This window comes from Oceanobacillus sp. FSL K6-0251 (assembly GCF_038004725.1).
Lineage (GTDB): Bacteria > Bacillota > Bacilli > Bacillales > Amphibacillaceae > Oceanobacillus > Oceanobacillus oncorhynchi.
In genome coordinates this window covers 3,271,687-3,290,907 of record NZ_JBBORS010000001.1, presented here as the reverse complement: position 1 = coordinate 3,290,907, position 19,221 = coordinate 3,271,687, and the positions used below count along the sequence as shown (strand labels likewise).

Sequence of the window (19,221 nt, the reverse complement as noted above, 5' to 3'; positions counted from 1 at the left end):
AAAATATGAGAGATGGTCATAATGTATTTTAACCTTCAAGTTCAAAAGATATAGAACGTAACAAGAATATAACGCATCAAATTTTTCTTTTGAACTAAAAGATAATAAATGGCAGATAAGGTGGGGTTAGGAAATGTTATATTTACATGACGCTTGGGTAAATTGGTTTGAAGGGGAAGAGAACGGATATAATGTATGCCCCTTCCACGAATGGCGAAAATCTGATTCTGTTGAATTATTAGATCAAGTACCGCTGCTGTACATATCGAGCGAACTATTCGAATACATTGAAAATGATATTCGTGAGCTTCCAAAAGATTTACTCGATAGTATCTATAAAAGAGCAACGATACGAAAAGGACAAAAAAGAACGGTATTGGAATATGCAGCTGTAGTCACAGATGGCATGGAAATACTTGCTTTTGATACAGCGGGGTATTATATTCCAGTTAGAAAAAGCAGGCTGATACCCAGACAGGAACAATTAGTGTACAGCATGATTGAAAAAGCAGAACAAAAAACCTACGGCTTTAAAAAGGAAAGCTATCAAAAGGAATACCATATGCTATCTATGCCGCCATCTTTTATTCATGGACTGACAAGGAAAGAACGTCAGCTTAAACAGCTGTTAATGATTGGATTAGATCAGTTAAAAACAACAAATAATAAACAAGAATTAAGGTATTGGCTTACAGAATGGAATCCTAAAAAATATCCTTCTATTAAATATATGAATGAAGAGGAGGTTTGGGAGGCGCTTTATAACGGCTTAAAAGACGGCTGGAGTCGAGCGCATGAAGAACTTTGCAGGAAACTGATACGTGGGCAGGCTTTCCTGGAACGAATGTGGGAAGCTGAAATGGAGCCCGAAGAAAATACATCGAAACAAAATTAAAAAAACAAGGAAACGGTAAAAAATCGTTTCCTTGTTTTTTTAGCATTATTTTCTGACTCTGCCTAATCCCACCGCTTTTTTTGCTTTTTTTAATGTCTTTCCAGCAGTGATAGAAGCTTTTTCGGCTCCTTCATCCAGAATAAGATCCAGCTCTTCTGAGTCGATTAATTCTTTATATTTTTCTTGGATTGGTTCTAATACACTGATGACTGCATTAGCTACACCCTGTTTAAAATCTCCGTAGCCTTTATCAGCATATTTTTTCTCCAGAGCTTCAATAGATTCTCCAGTACAAACAGAATAGATGGTTAATAAATTGGAGACGCCAGGTTTATTTTCTTTATCAAATTTCACGATGCCTTCTGAATCGGTAACCGCACTTTTGATTTTCTTTTCTATTTGTTTTGGTTCATCCAGCATAGAAATGTATCCCTTTTGGTTCGTATCTGATTTGCTCATCTTTTTCGTCGGATCCTGTAAAGACATAATCCGTGCACCAACTTTTGGAATACGAATTTCTGGAATTGTAAAAATATCGTTGAAACGGTGATTAAAGCGTTGTGCTAAATTACGGGTCAGTTCCAGATGCTGCTTCTGATCATCCCCAACAGGAACGACATTTGTATTATACAGTAAAATATCGGCTGCCATAAGTGTAGGGTAAGTTAATAAAGCAGAAGAAACAGCTTCCTGTCCTTTTGATTTATCCTTATATTGTGTCATTCTTTCCAGTTCGCCAATATAGTTGATGGACTGCAAAATCCATGCCAGCTGCGTGTGGGCCGGAACTTCAGATTGGACAAACAGGGTTACCTTATTCGAGTCGATTCCTGATGCCAGATAAAGTGCAGCTAATGATTTGATATTTTTTCTTAACGCTAATCTATCTTGTGGAACAGTGATTGCATGCTCATCAACAATACAGAAATAACAATCGTATTCATCCTGTAATTCGACGAATTGTTGAAGTGCACCTAAATAATTTCCTAGGGTCAATGTGCCACTAGGCTGAATTCCTGAAAAAATAGTTTGCAATGTCTTCACCTCATTTATTTATTTCCAAGCAGAAAAGATATCCGCTGTGTGAGCTTGAGGAATCAGGATTAAATATTGAATTATTTCCCAGGCAATAAAAAAAGCCCACTCATTCCCAAAATAGGGACGAATGAACCGCGTTGCCACCCTGATTATTCTATAAATAGAATCACTTCATTAGTAAAATAAAGCTCCAAAGCCCAATTCCACCTTCCCATGATACTTGTTTTCAGCACCACAAGCTCTCTTAAATCAGGGGGAAAGATGTACTATATCTTCTTCAATGCTTTTGCTATTAAATTAAGTTTATTATAAGTTTATTTTTAACAAATTGCAAGTAACCTATACATAAGAAAATCGACAAAATAGCCAGCGATATTTTTTTGGATGTATATTTACCTACAAAATAAAACTTTTTTCCACTTTTTACGAGTTTTCCTTTTAAAAACTTCCTTCCTTCATTTATACTAGTAATAAAATATATTCAAATGGGAGATTGATTGGATGAAAAAATGGAGGAATCTGGTAACGGCTTTTGTTGTTGCTGGTGCAGCATTGGTCGGTCTGGGGCAAGCAAATGAAGTTCATGCAGAAGATGGCGCGGATGTAGTAGCAAAATCGCATAAAGAGCGGTCTACGAGCTTAGAAGAAATAGATACTTCCCAACGGTTTAGCCGCTTTGTTATTACGTCTGATTATAATTTTACATATCCGGATGCAGTACGGGGAATCTATGTTACTGGTAATTCAGCCGGCGGAGAAAAAATGGAAAGTTTAATAGATTTAGTATCTTCCACAGATTTAAATTCAATGGTAATCGATGTGAAAGAGGATTACGGACATATCACATTTGCCCCTGAGGAAGGATCAGTGTATGAAGAAATAGGCACAACATTTATTTCTGACCCCGATGCAATGATGGAACGATTAGAGCAAGAAGAAATTTATCCAATTGCGCGTATTGTTGTTTTTAAAGATAATATTTTAGCTGAAGCCCGTCCTGATCTATCTTTTAAAGAAAATGGAGAAGTTTGGACAAACGGCAGCGGTCATGCATTTGTGAATCCTTTTGAAAAAGAAGTATGGGAATACAATGTAGAAATAGCTAAAATGGCCGCAGAAATGGGCTTTAAAGAAATACAATTTGACTATGTTCGACATCCGGAGGGCTTTGAAAATAGAGATGAGGATTTAGAATATTCCATGGGGGATTATGCAGATTTAGATATGGATAATGTTCAAAAGCGTGTCGAAGCAGTGACTGATTTTGTTGCTTATGCCCGTGAAGAACTAAGCGATTATGATGTTGATGTATCCGTAGATATTTTCGGGTATGCAGCAACGATAGAGGAAACACCGGGAATTGGCCAAAACTTCTCAAAAATCTCTGAGAATGTAGATATTATTTCATCTATGATTTATCCAAGCCATTGGGGTTCTTATTTTGGACTTTCTAATCCAGATGAAGAACCATATGCTCTTGTCGATGAATATTCCCAAGTAGAAAATGAAGTTTTGGGTGCTTTGGATGAACCGCCTGTATCTCGTCCATGGTTGCAGGATTTTAGTGCGCCATGGTTATACAGCGGACCGACATTTGAATATGGCAAAGAAGAAGTAGAAGCACAAATACAAGCATTATATGAAAATGATATTAATGAATTCCTGTTGTGGAATGCAGGTAATACCTATACGGAAAATGTAGATTATTTAATTGGAAAAGAAGACTGATGGAAAAGCTCCAGGATGAATGAAAACTGCTCGACCGAGTAAATAAGAAAAAAATAAAAAATCAAAAATCAAATGATATTGGAACAGCCTGACACCGGAATTTTGAACAGTGTCGGGCTGTTTTTATTTCTTCGATGAATATTCTTGCTGACTCCATTCTTTTATCTAAATCTGTGCACTGCTTCGATCTCATCACACTTTAATCATGGAGAACCGTCCGTAAAACTCCTAATGAGTGAAATTCGTTTTATGTATCCGCCACACCTGCTTATTTTCTTATACACGAAACTTGAAACTTAATCTAACAAAAAATAGAAACTGTCGCAAAAACCAACATAATAATAGTGTTTGTTCTCTTGACAATAATATACACAAAGTATAGAATGTTTTTTGTTGCCAAAAACAACAATTAAAGTAATATCTAAACTATTTCAGGCAGTGAAAAAGAAAAGTGTTGTGAATTTATATCTTTGACATCAGAAGGGGAAGGTTTCTGATTCATTCTATATTCCGGCGGTATGTGATTTTCAAATGAGGAACATAGATTAAAATAAATGGACTTTCCATTTTAATCTATTTCGTTTGTAAGCACTCTCATTCAAGGAGAAAAAACAAATTTGTATTTTTGTTGAAAGCGTATACCGCAGAAGCTTATCATGATGTCATTTATAGAGAATTAAAAATTACAACATCTTTATCATAAACAAATAGAACTGCTAAAACTTACATCAGGGGGACAGACAGATGCCATTATTAATTGTTGCACTAGGGGTACTTTTATTACTTATTTTTATTATGAAATTTAAATTAAATACATTTGTTTCATTGGTTATTGTTTCATTTATAGTAGCTTTAGCACTTGGAATGCCTATGGGAGAAGTTGTTGAATCGATTGAGAACGGATTAGGAGGAACGCTTGGCCACATCGGGTTAATCTTTGGGATGGGCGCTATGCTTGGAAGACTTATTGCTGATTCCGGCGGGGCTAATCGAATTGCGATAACGTTGATTGACAAATTTGGTGAGAAAAGAATTCAATGGGCAGTTCTATTTGCTTCATTTATCGTTGGAATCGCCTTATTCCTGGAAGTAGCCATCGTATTACTTGTTCCAATTATATTCTCGATAGCAAAAGAGTTAAAAATTTCTATCGTGAAATTAGGATTGCCGATGGTTACAGCTGCGCTGGCAACACATGCTTTCTTGCCTCCGCATCCTGGTCCGACAGCGGTAGCTTCAGAATATGGCGCAAATATTGGGTTGGTTTTAATTTATGGAATTATTGTTGCTATTCCGACCGTAATTATTGCAGGAATTTTATATCCAAAGCTTGCGCAAAAAATTGTGCCTACTGCATTTACCAGAGAAGGCAGCGAATCGTTTGGTGTCCAGAAAACGTTCAAATTAGAGGAAACGCCTGGTTTTGGAATTAGCTTATTTACAGCATTGTTTCCTGTAATATTAATGGCTTTAGGTGCGATTGTTGATATGATTCAGCCAGCTTTGGGCATTTCTGATAATTTATTTATGAATGTGATTCGTTTCATTGGTAATTCTTCAACAGCTATGACACTTTCTTTATTACTGGCAATTTATACGATGGGAATAAGAAGAAATATTCCTGTTAAAAAATTAATGGATTCCTGCTCTTCAGCGATTAACGCATTAGGAATGCTGCTGCTGATCATCGGTGGCGGCGGAGCGTTAAAGCAGGTGCTTATTGATGGAGGTGTCGGAGATTACGTTGCTGATATCTTTGCAGGTTCCATGATGTCTCCCGTCTTTTTTGCGTGGATGATTGCAGCGATTTTACGTATTTGTTTAGGTTCCGGGACAGTTGCAACATTAACTACTGCAGGGTTAGTTATTCCATCACTTGCCGGAATCCCGGACGTTAACTTGGAACTCGTTACACTTGCAACCGGTGCAGGCAGTGCCATTGCCTCTCATGTAAACGATGCTGGCTTCTGGATGGTTAAAGAATCTCTGGGGATGTCCTTAAAAGAAGCATTTGGAACATATACGGTACTTTCAACCATTGTAGCTGTATCTGGTCTAGTATGTACTTTATTATTGGATATCATCATTTAAAGAGGCAGAACTAGTTCGATAAAAGTGATGCGGAGAAGTGTGGCAGTACTGTGAAAGGTGCAGGCAACGTATGCAGCTGAATTTGGTTCTTACATTCTTCTATTTAAATTTAACACAAAAAACCAACCATTTATTGATTCTATAAATGGTTGGTTTTTTGCACTTTACGATGCCAGCAGGCAGAAAAAAAATCGGGATAAGTTTGTTGAAGGGGGAGGGAAAAAATCACTTCTCCTTCCCTTCATTTTGTTATAGTTAAAGAATCATGTTGGCAATCAGAAGACAAATAAATCCTATAAACCACATGATTGTAGTTGGTACGGACCAAACCATGATTTGTTCTTTCACGTTCTTGATTCCTAACATACGGTTCACAACCCAGTAGAAACTGTCGTTAAAGTAAGAGAAAATTAAAGATCCGAGTGCTGCAGCAGACGCAGCTAGTGCCATATTAACATCCATCTGTGCCAAAATCGGTGCTGAAATGGATGCTGCTGTAATCATAGCAACTGTTCCGCTTCCTTGAACCAGACGGACCATTGTCGAAACGAAGAACGGAATCAGAATAGCTGGCAGCGGCAGTTCAGCAATTTGCTGTGCAATATAATCTCCTGTTCCACTTGTACGTAATACGTTTCCGAGCGCACCGCCGGCACCGGTAACAAGCAGAATTATACCCGCATCCTGAATTCCTCTTTCCATTTCCTCCAATGTATTTAGCCGGCCGCGGTTACCCGCCAGCGCATAGATTGCAACGATAAGACCTAATGCAACGGCTATAATCGGCTGACCTAAGAAGATGAAAATTCCATAAACACCTTCTGTTAGCTCTAAAGCATCCAGCGTTGTGTTCAAGAAAATCAGAATAATAGGAATTAAAATGGGCAAGAATGAACGTCCAAAAGATGGAAGATCCTTTGCTCTTTCGTTAATGACTTCAACCATTTCTGGATAACCCATATGCTGATCTGGTCTAGTGAAGCCTGCTTCGGAATCATCAGGCAGCTGGTAAATTCTTTTTCCTAGCCATTTTGCATAAAGAACACCTGCAATCATAAGCGGAATCGCCAGCGTAAGGCCTAATGCAATCATAATGCCGATATCTACTCCGAAAATGCCAGCTACTCCTAACGGTCCTGGCGTAGGAGGAACTAAGGTATGAGTGAGTACGAGACCAACGGCTAAGGCAACACCGATGGAGATAACAGATTTTCCTGTTTTTCTAGAAAGCGTTTTAACTAAAGGATTTAAAATAACGAAAGCAGAGTCAACAAATATTGGAATTGAAATGATATACCCTGCAATCGCCATTGCCCATTCTTCTTTTTTCTTTCCGACAAATTTAATTAATGAATAAGCGAGTGTTTCAGCAGCACCGGTAATTTCAAGGATGCGTCCCATCATGACGCCCAGGCCAATGACAATCCCGATAGATGCAAGCGTACTGCCAAAACCTTCTGAGATAGCAGCAGCAACATCGCCTGGGACCATCCCCCCAACAAGGCCTGCGATGGAAGCAGCAATGATTAGTGCTAGAAATGCGTGAATCTTTGTCTTTAAAACTAATAAAATTAGTACAATTACCCCAAGTATTAACCCGGAAACCATTTGGATACCTGATGGTTCCATAATATTTCTCCCCCTTTGTAAATGTTTACATTTGAAACAAAAATAAAAACGATGGATACCATTTCTCATAAAAGCACATTTGATTCTAGAATGTAGCAACTTTTATTCAGCATTTGTTATTTATGCAAAAAGAATGCGATTTCAATTTAAAAAAATATAATTAGAATGTGCATCACCCTTTTTGCGGACGATTGTAAGTGCTTAAATAAAACTTAAAAATAAAAGTTCATGCACCTCTCCGCGTATATAAGTGAACAGCAGGATTTCTAATATATATTGAATCACCAAAATTGCAACACTTTTTTCAATTAAATAATTAAATCTTTAAAAAATAATGAGAAATGTTATTTATCGCATCACATTGTGCTGTAATGAATTCTATATTCTTCAACAGAACTTGTCAAGTAGATATTTTATATTAATTTTGTTACTTTTTTCAACATGAATATGTATACCTTGTTTCCTGATGGGTCATTTATCACGGAGAATCGCTCGTAAAACTCCTCTGAATGAAATTTCGTTTTATGCAGGGGAAGGAATGTTTTACATAATGCATTTCAACGTCAATGACTGCTAAGGTGTGTGAAGAAAATTCGTGCTTTCGGTGAAAATGCAAATGAAACTGTTGAAATATGTTTTAATTGGTAGTAGCCAGAAACAATAGCTTGGCAGTGGAATCAAGAAGCTAAATCTCCGTTTAACTGGACATTTAGCGGGAGTTCGATGCAAAATAAACCAAAGGGGTTACATAAGGAACGATTGCGTGATAAAAAATTAAATAAGAAATGTGTATGAAAGGGCAGGTACGTCTATTCAAATGGATGAAAACAAGGAAATTATCTTGTCATTTATTTTTATCACGGAGAACCGCCCGTAAAACCCCCGCTGAATGAAGTTTTGTTTTATAGAGAACAAGAATTCAGATTACTTACCCGAATTTTTCTTGATACAATGGAACAAAATAAGCTCTTTTCTTAAAAAAATAAAGAAATCGATAACTTGATTTTTTCGACAGAAGGTGAAGTTGAATGATAAAAGTATTAGTAATTGTCCCGTATGAGGGACTGCTTGAAATGATGAAAGAAGTTAGCCAAGAAGTAGAGGATATTGAATTACAAGTGGAATTAGGTAACCTGTCAGAAGGTGTGGCTATTGCAAAGAATGCTGAAAATGAAGGGTACCATGTTATCGTCAGCCGCGGGGGTACAGCTTCCATGATCCAAGAGGCCGTATCGATACCGGTAATAGATATCCAAGTTTCCGGCTATGATGTGCTGCGAATTTTAACACTTGTGAAAGGATTTTCCGGTAAAGCTGCTATTGTGGGATTTTCAAATATTACCCAAGGTGCTGCTACCATATCTGAACTGCTGGATTTAGATATTAAAACATTAACAATTACGAGAGACAGCGAAGTAAAAGAAAAACTACTGGAATTAAGTAAGGATGGTTACGAGGTTGTAATTGGGGACGTTGTCACTGTGCAGACGGCTAAACAATTAGGAATGACCGGAGTATTGATTACATCGGGAAAAGAGGCAGTGATAGACGCTCTGGAAGAGACACGAAGATCCTACCGCTTATTTTCAAGATTGCAACAGAATATCGCATTTATGGAAACCATTCTTGACAGTGAAGAGCAGGCTATCGGTGTTTTTAATCAGGACAATGAAGTGATTTATGGGAATGAGCAATTTTACCATGAGTTTCATTGGTTAAAGTTAGACAATACTGATGTTAAGAAGCTTATACAGGAAACAACCTTAGCGAATGAGAAGCAAGTAAAAACGCTTTCCATCAATAATAAATTATGGGAAATAACGACATGCCCGATTCAAGACGCAACCATCTTATTTTTTAAAAATGCACATTCGCCCCAAACGATTACGAGAAGTGAACATATAGATTCCAATGTTATTGAATTACACACCTTTGTTGCCCGTACTCCAATTTTAGGGAAAAGTGATGTTATTCATCATGTAATGGATCAAATCGAGCATTTCGGAGAACTTGACGGCCCGGTCTGGGTTTCGGGAGAGCAGGGAAATGGCAAAGAACTGGTTGTCCACTCTATTTATTTGAAAAGGCAAACAGCAGATAAACCGCTGATTACCTTGCACTGTGATGTGATAACTGCAGAACAATGGAAAGACCTGATGAAGGAAAGCTTTTTTCAAAAATATGCTAACAGTATATTCTTCTTGAAAAATATTGATAAATTGAAACATTACATGCAGAAGGAGTTATTGCAATTTCTTCAGAATGAAAATAACCGGAATCCGCAATGGCTTATTTCTTCTGGGGATAATATGGAAAAAATAATTAAAAATGGCACCTTCCATCGCGAGTTGTTTCAATTGTTAGCTCAATCTCATATTCATATACCTCCGCTGCGGGAACGCAGAGAGGATATTGAGTATTTAGTTCATGTGTTTATTTCTGATCTGCATCCGAAATATGGCAATGAAGTTGTCGGAATCCGCAACGATGCACTGGAGCAGCTGATTGATTATGATTGGCCCGGAAATGTTGGGCAATTAAAATATGTCATTGAACAATTGTTTTTAGAATCTCAATCTTATTATATTGAGAAAACAGAAGTGGATACTGTGTTTAAGCGGGTAGAACAACAAGCAAAGCAGAATGATGTGTTATCGTATGTGGATATGAGCGGTACATTAGAAGAAATTGAGAAACAAGTCATCATAAAGGTTCTTGAAGAAGAAGGAATGAATCAATCCAGAGCAGCAAAACGCTTGGGAATCAATCGTTCTACCTTATGGCGCAAGCTGAAATAACAGCTTGCGTTTTATTTTTGACAATAAAATTACAATATGATGCTAAATACAACATGTTATTAAAAAGGAAATAAAAATAAATAAAATATATTGCAAAATACAACGGATTGGTTTATCATTATGAATGAAAACGTTATTAGTGTATAAACAACCTCCTTATAATTAAAGTAAGATAAATATCATACAAGAAAAGTTAAACAATAAAAGAAAAACGGAGATTGTTCAGAAGGGGGTAAATAGAGTTGGAACTGGCAGTGATTGCAGATGACTTAACTGGTGCAAATGATACAGGTGTTCAATTTGCAAACAGAGGGTTAAGTACGACCGTACTTTTTTCAGACACCGAATTACAATCATCGCATTTAAGTGAAGATGTCATCGTTTTAAATTCAGATAGCCGTGCACTCGATTTTCAAAAAGCATATGATATTGTTTTTAAGCTATCTACAGAATTGAACAGATTAGGGGTAACAAACGTTTTTAAGAAAATCGATTCTACAATGAGAGGGAACATCGGTCAGGAAATCGATGCAGTAATGGATGTCTTTCAATTCAAAACCTCTTTTGTAGTACCGGCCTTTCCGAAAAGCAAACGGACAACGGTGGAAGGAAAACACTATGTGAATGGGGTGCTGTTAGCAGACTCGGAAATGTCCAATGATCCCTCCTGTCCTGTAAAGCAGAGCTACCTTCCAGAATTATTGGAGGAACAGAGTAAACGGGATATCCAATTGATTTCCATTTCGGATGTGCAAAAAGGAAAAGATCATATACTGGAAAAAATGTTGAAGTTGACTGCTGCAAACTCATCTCAAATTATTGTCATTGACGCAACAACAGATGAAGAATTGAAGGCGATTGTTGAAGCGGCCGAAGCATTGAAAGAAAAATTTCTCTGGGTCGGATCGGCGGGGGTAGCCTCTCATCTTTCCAGTACAGGCGGTAACCGGAAAGAGGTATTGCAGAGCAACCAATCAGATAAACGTCCGCCAGTACTGGTTGTAGCAGGCAGTGTGAACATGATTACCGATCAGCAGATTCATGATTTGAAAAAAGGGAATAATATAGAAGAGATTGTTATTTCTCCTGAAGCGTTCTTTGACAACGACAAACGAAAGTATGAAATAGATCGTATCGTTCAGTCTGGCCAGGCGTTATTGGCAAAAGGGGATTTAGTAATAACAACGGATCGCGGACAAGAAGCGAGAAATCGAGTAAAGCAGCTGAAGCAGGAGCTTGATTTATCAAACTTTGATGTAGGTTATACAATTGCTGAATCCATGGGAATGATTGCTGGTCAGTTGATTGAAGCGAATGATATTAGTGGTGCAGTCTTAACCGGCGGCGACATTTCAGGTGCAACCTGTAAAGCATTAAAAGGAGAAGGAATTCGGGTGATTGGAGAAGTGGAGCCCGGTATCCCTTATGGGCAGCTTTTCGGCGGATTATTCGATGGGCTTCCTGTTGTAACCAAAGCAGGCGCATTTGGAACGGAACAAGCGCTATCCAAGGCCCTTGAAACAATTACAAAAGTGCAGGGACCTGTGATGAACAATAAAAAGTAACATATAACGCCAGGTGTATGGTTGGTAATTACAATATGCTTGGCAAAAAAGATTAGGATAATTAGGAGGAATTTATTATGGCTGCGAAACAACCAACGATTGCGATTACAATGGGTGACCCTTCAGGAGTGGGGCCGGAGATTATTGTCAAATCTTTAAATGATAAACATATTTATGAAACAAGCCATCCATTTGTAGTTGGTGATGCAAAAATATTAAAAAGAGCACTGGAAGTAACAAATGTAGAGCTTAAAGTAAACAGCATTACTAAACCAGAGGAAGCAGTATATGAATATGGCACAATTGATATTATTGATTTAGATTTGGTTTCTGAGGATTTACCATGGGGGCAGGTTTCCCCTGAAGCGGGAAATGCTGCATTCCGCTACTTGGAAAAGGCAATCAGCTATGCAAATGAAGGGGCAATTCAAGGAATTTGTACAGCTCCTTTAAACAAAGAAGCACTTCATAAAGCTGGTCATGTTTATCCTGGTCATACAGAAATTTTAGCAGAACTGACAAATACAAAAGATTTCGCAATGATGCTCTCTGCGCCAGGTTTAAGAGTGATTCACGCAACCACTCATGTTGGACTGATGGATGCAATCAAGAAAAATAATGCAGAGCGTCAATATACAGTGATTAGGCTTGCGCATGAAACATTACAAAAAGCAGGAATTGAATCTCCTCGCATCGCAGTTTGCGGCATCAATCCGCATGCTGGAGAAAATGGCCTGTTCGGTAACGGGGAAGAAGAAGAAAAAATCATTCCGGCCATTGAAAAAGCACAGGCTGAAGGAATCAATGTGCAAGGGCCGCTTCCGGCAGATACACTGTTCTTTAGAGCGAAACGCGGTGATTTTGATATCGTTGTGGCGCAGTATCATGACCAGGGACATGGCCCGATTAAAGTATTAGGTCTGGAAGCTGGCGTGAATATTACAGTTGGGCTTCCGACTATCCGTACGAGTGTTGACCATGGGACAGCATTTGATATTGCCGGCAAAAATATTGCTGACGAGCTGTCATTAAAAGAAGCGCTGCGTATGGCAGTTGAATTAGCCCCAGAAAATGAATCCTAAAAAATTGAGCAAGAGGTTGTGATCAGCCTCTTGCTTCTTGGCATGAAAAGCTGGCAAGTATGAGACTGGGGGTTACGGAAGAATAAATTCCTCATTAAAACAGAGAATATTTCATCGATTTTAGATAAACGTAATTTGAAAGGAGCTGTAAACAATGTCTTTACCGAAAATGGCAAAAATTAGACAAAAATTTGAAGTGGAAAGTCTGGACGATATTACAGGAACTGTTTCAGAGCAATTCAACCATGTGAATGCGGATAAGAAAATCAAACCCGGCATGGAAATTGCAATTACTGTCGGAAGCCGCGGGATTGCTAATATTCCGCTTATTGTCAAGGGTGTAGCGGATGAAATTAAAAAAAGAGGTGCAACACCATTTATTATCCCGGCGATGGGGAGTCATGGCGGAGCTACTGCGGAAGGTCAAATCGAGGTACTTGATGGACTTGGGGTAACAGAGGTGTCAACCGGCTGCGAAATTCGTTCATCCATGGAAGTTGTAGAAGTAGGCAAAACATCAGCTGGTATTCCTGTTTATGTTGACAGGCATGCATATGAAGCGGATGGTATTATCGTGATGGGGCGTGTGAAGCCGCATACCGATTTTAAAAAGGATATTGAAAGTGGTATCTTGAAAATGGCATCGATTGGTATGGGAAAACATAAGCAGGCGTTAGCGCTTCATACACATGGCATCAGAGGAATTCGTGATATGATGCCTGAGGTTGGCAAGGTTGCGATCAGTCATTCAAATACACTGTTTGGTATAGCGATTGTAGAAAATGCGCATGAAGAAACCGCGATTATTGAAGCGATTGATCCTAATCAAATTGAAGAACGTGAAAGAGAATTATTAAAACGTGCATTTGCTTTAATGCCTAGTCTTCCGGTTGATGAGATGGATATATTAGTTGTTGATGAAATAGGCAAAAATCATAGTGGAACAGGCATGGATACAAACATTATTGGCCGTATACGGGTGCTGGGAGTAGAGGAGCCTGAAAAGCCTAGTGTCAAATACGTGATTGCTTCTAAATTAAGTGAGGCCAGCCATGGGAATGCATTAGGGATTGGTCTGGCGGATTTGACAACAAAACGTTTATTTGAAGTAATTGATTTAAAAGCCATGAATGAAAACGTTGTAACAAGTACATTTTTAGACAGAGCTAAAATTCCAATCGTCCTTGATAGTGATCGGAAAGCATTAGAAGCAGCACTCCGCGCCAATTGGGGCGTCCCGTCGGATGAGGCAAGAATCGTGCGGATTCCAAACACGCTTCATATCGGAGAGTTATTTGTATCAGAAGTGATTTTCAATGAATTGAAAGAGAATGAAAACATTGAGGTATTAGAGGATTTGCATCAAATGGAATTTGATGCAGAGGGCTATTTTCCTCCAATGTAAATAGAAAGGCAAGTTAGGTTACTTCATTTATTTTAATCATTGTGAATGGACGAGTTGGCTATGTTAAAATGAAAGTGGAAAAGATAAAGAAATTATTTGTCGTCTATAATCAAAAGGAAGTTTATTTAAAACATTTTAATAGAAGTTTAAGATGCTGAGATGAAATCAGTAACAATAAATTGCTTGTTGGGGAGTGTATGTAAAAATGAATAATCTGCAAGAAAAAAATAAACACTTAGGCAATATTTTGAAGGATATGGGCCGCGTAATGGTTGCCTTTTCTGGCGGAGTAGATAGTGCAGTTGTATTGAAGCGGGCGCAGGAAGAGCTTGGGGACAATGTATTAGCCGTGGTTGTAAACTCTGAGCTTTTTCGCGACTCTGAATTTGAAGCCAGTGTACAATTAGCTGAAAATCTGGGGGTCCGTGTGCATCAAACAGAAATGAAAGAACTGGAAAATCCAGATATTATAGCAAATAATCCGGAGAGCTGGTATTTCAGTAAAAAACTGCTTTACACACATCTGAATAAACTGGCTGAAGAAATGGGTTATTCGTACGTTTTAGATGGCATGATTATGGATGATGAAGCGGATTTTCGTCCGGGATTAAAAGCAAGAACAGAGGAAGGTATCCGCAGTGTGCTGCAGGAAGCAGACTTTTATAAAACAGAAGTTCGCGCACTTGCGAAGGAATTGAAGCTTCCTGTTTGGGATAAAGTGGCATCCTGCAGCCTGGCTTCTCGTTTTCCTTATGGTACGAAGCTAAACAAACAAATCGTTCAGCAAGTCGATCAAGCTGAATTGTATTTAAAAGGGCTTGGTTTTGAAGAGGTGCGTGTGCGCTATCATGATAATGTAGCGCGTATCGAAGTAGCTGGAGACAAAATATTGGAATTACTTGATGAAAAGGAAGAAATCCAAAATAAGCTGGTCAGCTTTGGGTTTGATTATGTATCTGTCGATTTGCTTGGCTACCGTACAGGAAGCATGAATGAAGTTATCGAGCAGGGTCAATGGGAAACAAAACTGTCAGCGCACGCTTAAACCATCGAAATCAATCAGGAAGCAGTTTTCATCTGGAAGAGGGAACTTAAAAAAGCAGGTAAAAATCACGCAGTCCAAAAGAAAGTTATTGGACGGCTTGTTTTTACCGGGCTTTTTTCAGCGGCCTGTGAAAGATTGAAGGCTGCTCTTTTTTTATCGCGGAGAACCGCCTGTAAAACTCCTGCTGAATGAAGTTTCATTTTATAGCAATCTGAAATTATATGAAAAGAAGGAACCATAAACAGAGAAGTGCTTTATTTTGATTGCTTTTCTAAAATCAGCAAAACCTTGTCGTGTTCAGAAAGGAAATTATGGATTCCTGCTATCATTTCACAATTAAAATGAAATCGGTTATAATGGAACGATAATAATCGAAAAGGAGCAACCTGAATGAATTGGTATGAAAAGCTGAACGATTATTTTCCGGTAGAAGAGATGAAATCTAAAAAGCATATGGAGCTTTTACTGGCGGAAAAGGGCGATGTCTATTTTAAAGATGAGAGTCCAAAACATGTATTGATGTATGCGGAATTCGATACATTTCTTTTTATTGATTATCTCTGGGTATCATCGAATACTAGAGGGCAGGGGATTGGTCATCAGCTGATAGACAAGCTGAAAGAAAAAAATAAGGCGATTATTCTGGAAGTGGAACCGATTAATTATGATGATACCGACTCGGAAAAAAGATTAAAGTTTTATTCCCGTGAAGGTTTTCGTCATGCAAGAGCGATTGGATATAACCGCAAATCACTGGCAACGGATGAAGAAACACCGATGGAAATCTTATATTGGTCTCCTCAGGGTGATTCAGAGGAAGTTATTTATAGTCAGATGAAAAAAATGTATGAAGATATTCATACATACAAGGACAAAGAGATTTATGGAAAAAAATATCAGCCTTCAGATGAAGTATTGCGTTATAATGAAGATGAAAAATCGGATAACCTTTTAGAAGGTATGCAAAAACGGAAAGAATCGAATTAAAGGCGATTCTTTAATGAAAGCTTAAAAACACTGCAGGAGTGAAGTATTTCCTCTGCAGTGTTTTTAAGTTTAGAAAAGGATTATTAAGATTTTGTCGGGTTTTCAACAGGTGTTTTTTGGTTTAAACGTTCTGCCAGACCAATTGGTGCCTTCGGGCTTGAAGTTCCTTCTAAATAACTGTCTTTAAAATGATAGGCGCTGGAACCATGTTCTGAGAAGTCCAGTCCGGCTTTTTCTTCTGCAGCAGATACGCGAATGGGGGAGATTTTATTTAATACATAAGTGAATCCTCCAATTGTGGCAGAAACCCAAATGATTACTGCTGAAACGCCGATTGCTTGAATTCCTAACTGACTGAAACCATTTCCGTGAAATAATCCGGTATCAATCGAGAAGAATCCAATAGCTAATGTACCCCAAATTCCGCAGATGCCATGAACTGCAATTGCTCCTACAGGGTCGTCTAACCGCAGTTTTGTATCGATAAAGCGGATGGCTTCTACTAGTAAAATACCGGAAACCAGCCCGACGAGAATAGAGCCGCCTAAGGAAATTTCTGCTGCGCCGGCAGTTATACCTACTAAACCGCCTAAAACCCCATTCATGGATAAGGATGCATCCATTTTTTTAAATCGTAATTTTGTGTAGAAGGAGGAAGATACTAACGCAGCAGAGGTGGATAGCAAGGTTGTTCCGATAACATAGGGGACAAGCGATGGATCAGCCGCTAGTGTACTGCCGCCGTTGAAACCAAACCATCCTAACCATAAGATAAACACGCCGAGTGCTCCGAGAGGTAAATTATGTCCAGGGATAACATTAACTTTCTTGCCATTGTATTTTCCGATCCTTGGACCAAGAATGGAAATAACCATAAGTGCTCCAGAAGCTCCGGTTAAGTGAACAACTGTAGATCCGGCGAAATCACTAAAGCCAAGAGCTGTTAACCAGCCATCTCCCTGCCAGATCCAGTGTCCGACTACAGGGTAAATAAAAGTGGTCATGGCAATAACGATAAGGATATAGCTCCCTAATTTAATTCGTTCTGCTACTGCTCCTGACATAATTGTTGCGCATGTTGCGACAAACATAGCCTGAAATACGAAGAAACCAATATCTTCCACATCAGTTAGAAAGAAACCATTTGTTCCAATAATAGTTCCTGCGGAAGAACCGAACATAATCCCGTACCCGGCTGCGAAAAATAGAATAGCGGCAATACAGATGGTTAAAAAATTTTTCATTAAGATATTTAATGTATTTTTTGAACGGGTAAAGCCGGATTCCACCATAGCGAACCCTGCGTGCATAAAGAAAACTAAAAAGGCGCCAAGCATCACCCATACAAGATTGATGGAAAGCTCTAATGATTCTACAGTCGGTGTTTGAGCGTATGCGGGTGTTGTTATTAAAAATAATACGATAGCTAATGTAAATGATTTCTTTAACATATGATTTCCTCCTGTCTGTTAATAAATTGCTTTTGTCCCGCTTTCTCCTGTTCTTATGCGGATTACCTGCTCGATTGGGGAGATGAAAATCTTCCCGTCTCCAATTTGTCCGGTTTTACAAGCGTCGATAATATGGCCGACTATATCATCGACTCGTTCTTCGGAAACAACTAATTCCACCTTTAACTTAGATAGTAAGGTGACTTCGAACTCTGTAGAGCGATATACACCAATTTTGCCTTTTTGCTTGCCGGTCCCGGCTACTTCTGTCACGGTCAGGCCGTCAAAACCGATTGCTGACAGTTTTTCTCGTAAATCCTGAAACTTCTCTGGGCGTATAATTGCTTCCACCTTTTTCAATGAGGATTCCTCCTTTTAAAATTATGTTAGGAAACCTAACATATAAAGTTATGTTTAATATCATATTATGTATTTATTAAAATAGCAAGCTTTTTTTAGAACATTTTGATTAAAACGCTTTCAGGAAAAAAGACGTTTATCCCGTGATAATAAGTGGAATAATTTATAGTACAGGCAGAATTATAAATTTTATATCGGGTAAATAAAATTTATGTGGTTTAAAGGTTTATTATCAATTAGATGAGGGAATCTTAAAACTATGTGAGAAGCGGTAAGAGAATTTAAATAAATGATTTTATCGCACCCCCTACCTTTTATTAGATATTTGGTGTATAATAAGTACATATGAACAGATTATACTTATTATTATTTAATAAAGTTTAGGTGGATGTTGAAAATATAAATTAGATTGAGGAGTGAAGTTTTATGGTAACACTTTATACCTCACCAAGCTGTACTTCATGTAGAAAAGCAAAAGCATGGCTGGAAGAGCATAATATTCCTTTTACAGAACGTAATATCTTTTCTGAACCTTTATCTCTTGATGAGATTAAAGAAATATTGCGTATGACTGAGGATGGAACAGATGAGATTATTTCTACAAGATCGAAGGTTTTTCAAAAGCTGAATGTTAATATTGACCAGCTGCCGATGAAAGATTTATTTAATTTAATACAGGATAATCCTGGTTTATTGCGTCGCCCTATAATTTTAGATGAAAAACGACTGCAGGTTGGTTATAACGAAGATGAGATTCGCCGTTTCTTACCGCGGACCGTTAGAACCTTCCAATTACGTGAAGCACAACGAATGGTTAATTAATAATAAATAAGTCAGTTAAGGTGCAGATGATGTCTGCGCCTTTCTTTATGGGTAAAAATGGTGAAAATCAAATAAGCTCTGATAAATGACAAAACACGTGAAATACGTTAAAATAACTAACTAAATAAAATGTATAGCTATATTCGTATTTAATAGGGATGCTCATCTGTTTTTTCAGAAAAGTGACAGGAACTGGGCGTATTCATTTCTTGTGGATTGCATTTTTGCATACAATGTGATAAATAAGGATTATGATTAGGATTACATTGATTTGGGTACATCTATTATAGAGACGTTAATTATATGCTGTCGGCTCAGGTATCCG

At 38.1% G+C, this 19,221-nt stretch carries 14 protein-coding genes and 1 other annotated feature; of the genes, 10 read left to right on the top strand and 4 right to left on the bottom strand.

Features of this window, described 5'->3' with window-relative positions:
* The first annotated feature begins 133 nt into the window (after positions 1-133).
* Positions 134-895 carry a YjbA family protein gene (locus MKY45_RS16430; protein ID WP_332093795.1) on the top strand — a complete coding sequence of 254 codons (762 nt, stop codon included), beginning with the start codon at positions 134-136 and terminating at the stop codon, positions 893-895.
* 45 nt (positions 896-940) lie between these two features.
* Here the strand turns inward: MKY45_RS16430 and trpS are convergent, their stop codons facing one another.
* Positions 941-1,930 carry a tryptophan--tRNA ligase gene (trpS, locus tag MKY45_RS16425; protein WP_341173123.1) on the bottom strand — a complete coding sequence of 330 codons (990 nt, stop codon included), beginning with the start codon at positions 1,928-1,930 and terminating at the stop codon, positions 941-943.
* A gap of 119 nt (positions 1,931-2,049) precedes the next feature.
* Positions 2,050-2,223, bottom strand: a binding site (T-box leader).
* A gap of 211 nt (positions 2,224-2,434) precedes the next feature.
* Between trpS and MKY45_RS16420 the strand changes: the two genes are divergently transcribed.
* Both MKY45_RS16420 and MKY45_RS16415 read left to right on the top strand, forming a co-directional pair.
* Positions 2,435-3,661, top strand: a complete 1,227-nt coding sequence (locus MKY45_RS16420) for a putative glycoside hydrolase (RefSeq protein WP_341173122.1) — start codon at positions 2,435-2,437, stop codon at positions 3,659-3,661.
* Positions 3,662-4,405: 744 nt separating this feature from the next.
* Positions 4,406-5,752, top strand: coding sequence for a gluconate:H+ symporter (locus MKY45_RS16415; protein ID WP_042535461.1), 1,347 nt, complete (start codon positions 4,406-4,408; stop codon positions 5,750-5,752).
* Positions 5,753-6,007: 255 nt separating this feature from the next.
* Here MKY45_RS16415 and MKY45_RS16410 read toward each other — a convergent pair whose 3' ends face one another.
* Positions 6,008-7,381: a GntP family permease gene (locus MKY45_RS16410; protein ID WP_042535459.1), complete on the bottom strand. Its 1,374-nt coding sequence runs from the start codon at positions 7,379-7,381 to the stop codon at positions 6,008-6,010.
* Between the two features lie 1,028 nt (positions 7,382-8,409).
* Here MKY45_RS16410 and MKY45_RS16405 point away from each other — a divergent pair.
* The 6 genes from MKY45_RS16405 to MKY45_RS16380 all read left to right on the top strand — a co-directional run bounded on the left by MKY45_RS16405 (position 8,410) and on the right by MKY45_RS16380 (position 16,263).
* Entirely contained in the window at positions 8,410-10,179 is a 1,770-nt protein-coding gene (locus tag MKY45_RS16405; RefSeq protein ID WP_341173121.1) for a sigma-54-dependent Fis family transcriptional regulator, read from the top strand.
* Positions 10,180-10,421: 242 nt separating this feature from the next.
* Positions 10,422-11,744: a four-carbon acid sugar kinase family protein gene (locus MKY45_RS16400; protein WP_341173120.1), complete on the top strand. Its 1,323-nt coding sequence runs from the start codon at positions 10,422-10,424 to the stop codon at positions 11,742-11,744.
* A 77-nt stretch (positions 11,745-11,821) separates the two neighbouring features.
* Positions 11,822-12,826: a 4-hydroxythreonine-4-phosphate dehydrogenase PdxA gene (gene pdxA, locus MKY45_RS16395; protein ID WP_341173119.1), complete on the top strand. Its 1,005-nt coding sequence runs from the start codon at positions 11,822-11,824 to the stop codon at positions 12,824-12,826.
* A 154-nt stretch (positions 12,827-12,980) separates the two neighbouring features.
* The gene (locus tag MKY45_RS16390; protein ID WP_256704908.1) at positions 12,981-14,231 is read left to right on the top strand and encodes a lactate racemase domain-containing protein; all 1,251 of its coding nucleotides are present in this window, start codon (positions 12,981-12,983) and stop codon (positions 14,229-14,231) included.
* Positions 14,232-14,436: 205 nt separating this feature from the next.
* The gene (larE, locus tag MKY45_RS16385; protein ID WP_341173118.1) at positions 14,437-15,276 is read left to right on the top strand and encodes an ATP-dependent sacrificial sulfur transferase LarE; all 840 of its coding nucleotides are present in this window, start codon (positions 14,437-14,439) and stop codon (positions 15,274-15,276) included.
* A gap of 390 nt (positions 15,277-15,666) precedes the next feature.
* Entirely contained in the window at positions 15,667-16,263 is a 597-nt protein-coding gene (locus MKY45_RS16380) for a GNAT family N-acetyltransferase (RefSeq protein ID WP_042535447.1), read from the top strand.
* A gap of 83 nt (positions 16,264-16,346) precedes the next feature.
* Here the strand turns inward: MKY45_RS16380 and MKY45_RS16375 are convergent, their stop codons facing one another.
* Together MKY45_RS16375 and MKY45_RS16370 are read right to left on the bottom strand one after the other, a co-directional pair.
* A complete protein-coding gene (locus MKY45_RS16375; protein ID WP_341173117.1) occupies positions 16,347-17,714 on the bottom strand; it encodes an ammonium transporter in 1,368 nt (455 codons plus the stop codon).
* A gap of 18 nt (positions 17,715-17,732) precedes the next feature.
* Positions 17,733-18,074 carry a P-II family nitrogen regulator gene (locus MKY45_RS16370; RefSeq protein WP_042535443.1) on the bottom strand — a complete coding sequence of 114 codons (342 nt, stop codon included), beginning with the start codon at positions 18,072-18,074 and terminating at the stop codon, positions 17,733-17,735.
* Positions 18,075-18,500: 426 nt separating this feature from the next.
* Between MKY45_RS16370 and spxA the strand changes: the two genes are divergently transcribed.
* On the top strand, positions 18,501-18,896 hold the full coding sequence (gene spxA / locus MKY45_RS16365) for a transcriptional regulator SpxA (protein ID WP_040979700.1): 396 nt from the start codon (positions 18,501-18,503) through the stop codon (positions 18,894-18,896).
* The last annotated feature ends 325 nt before the right edge of the window (positions 18,897-19,221 follow it).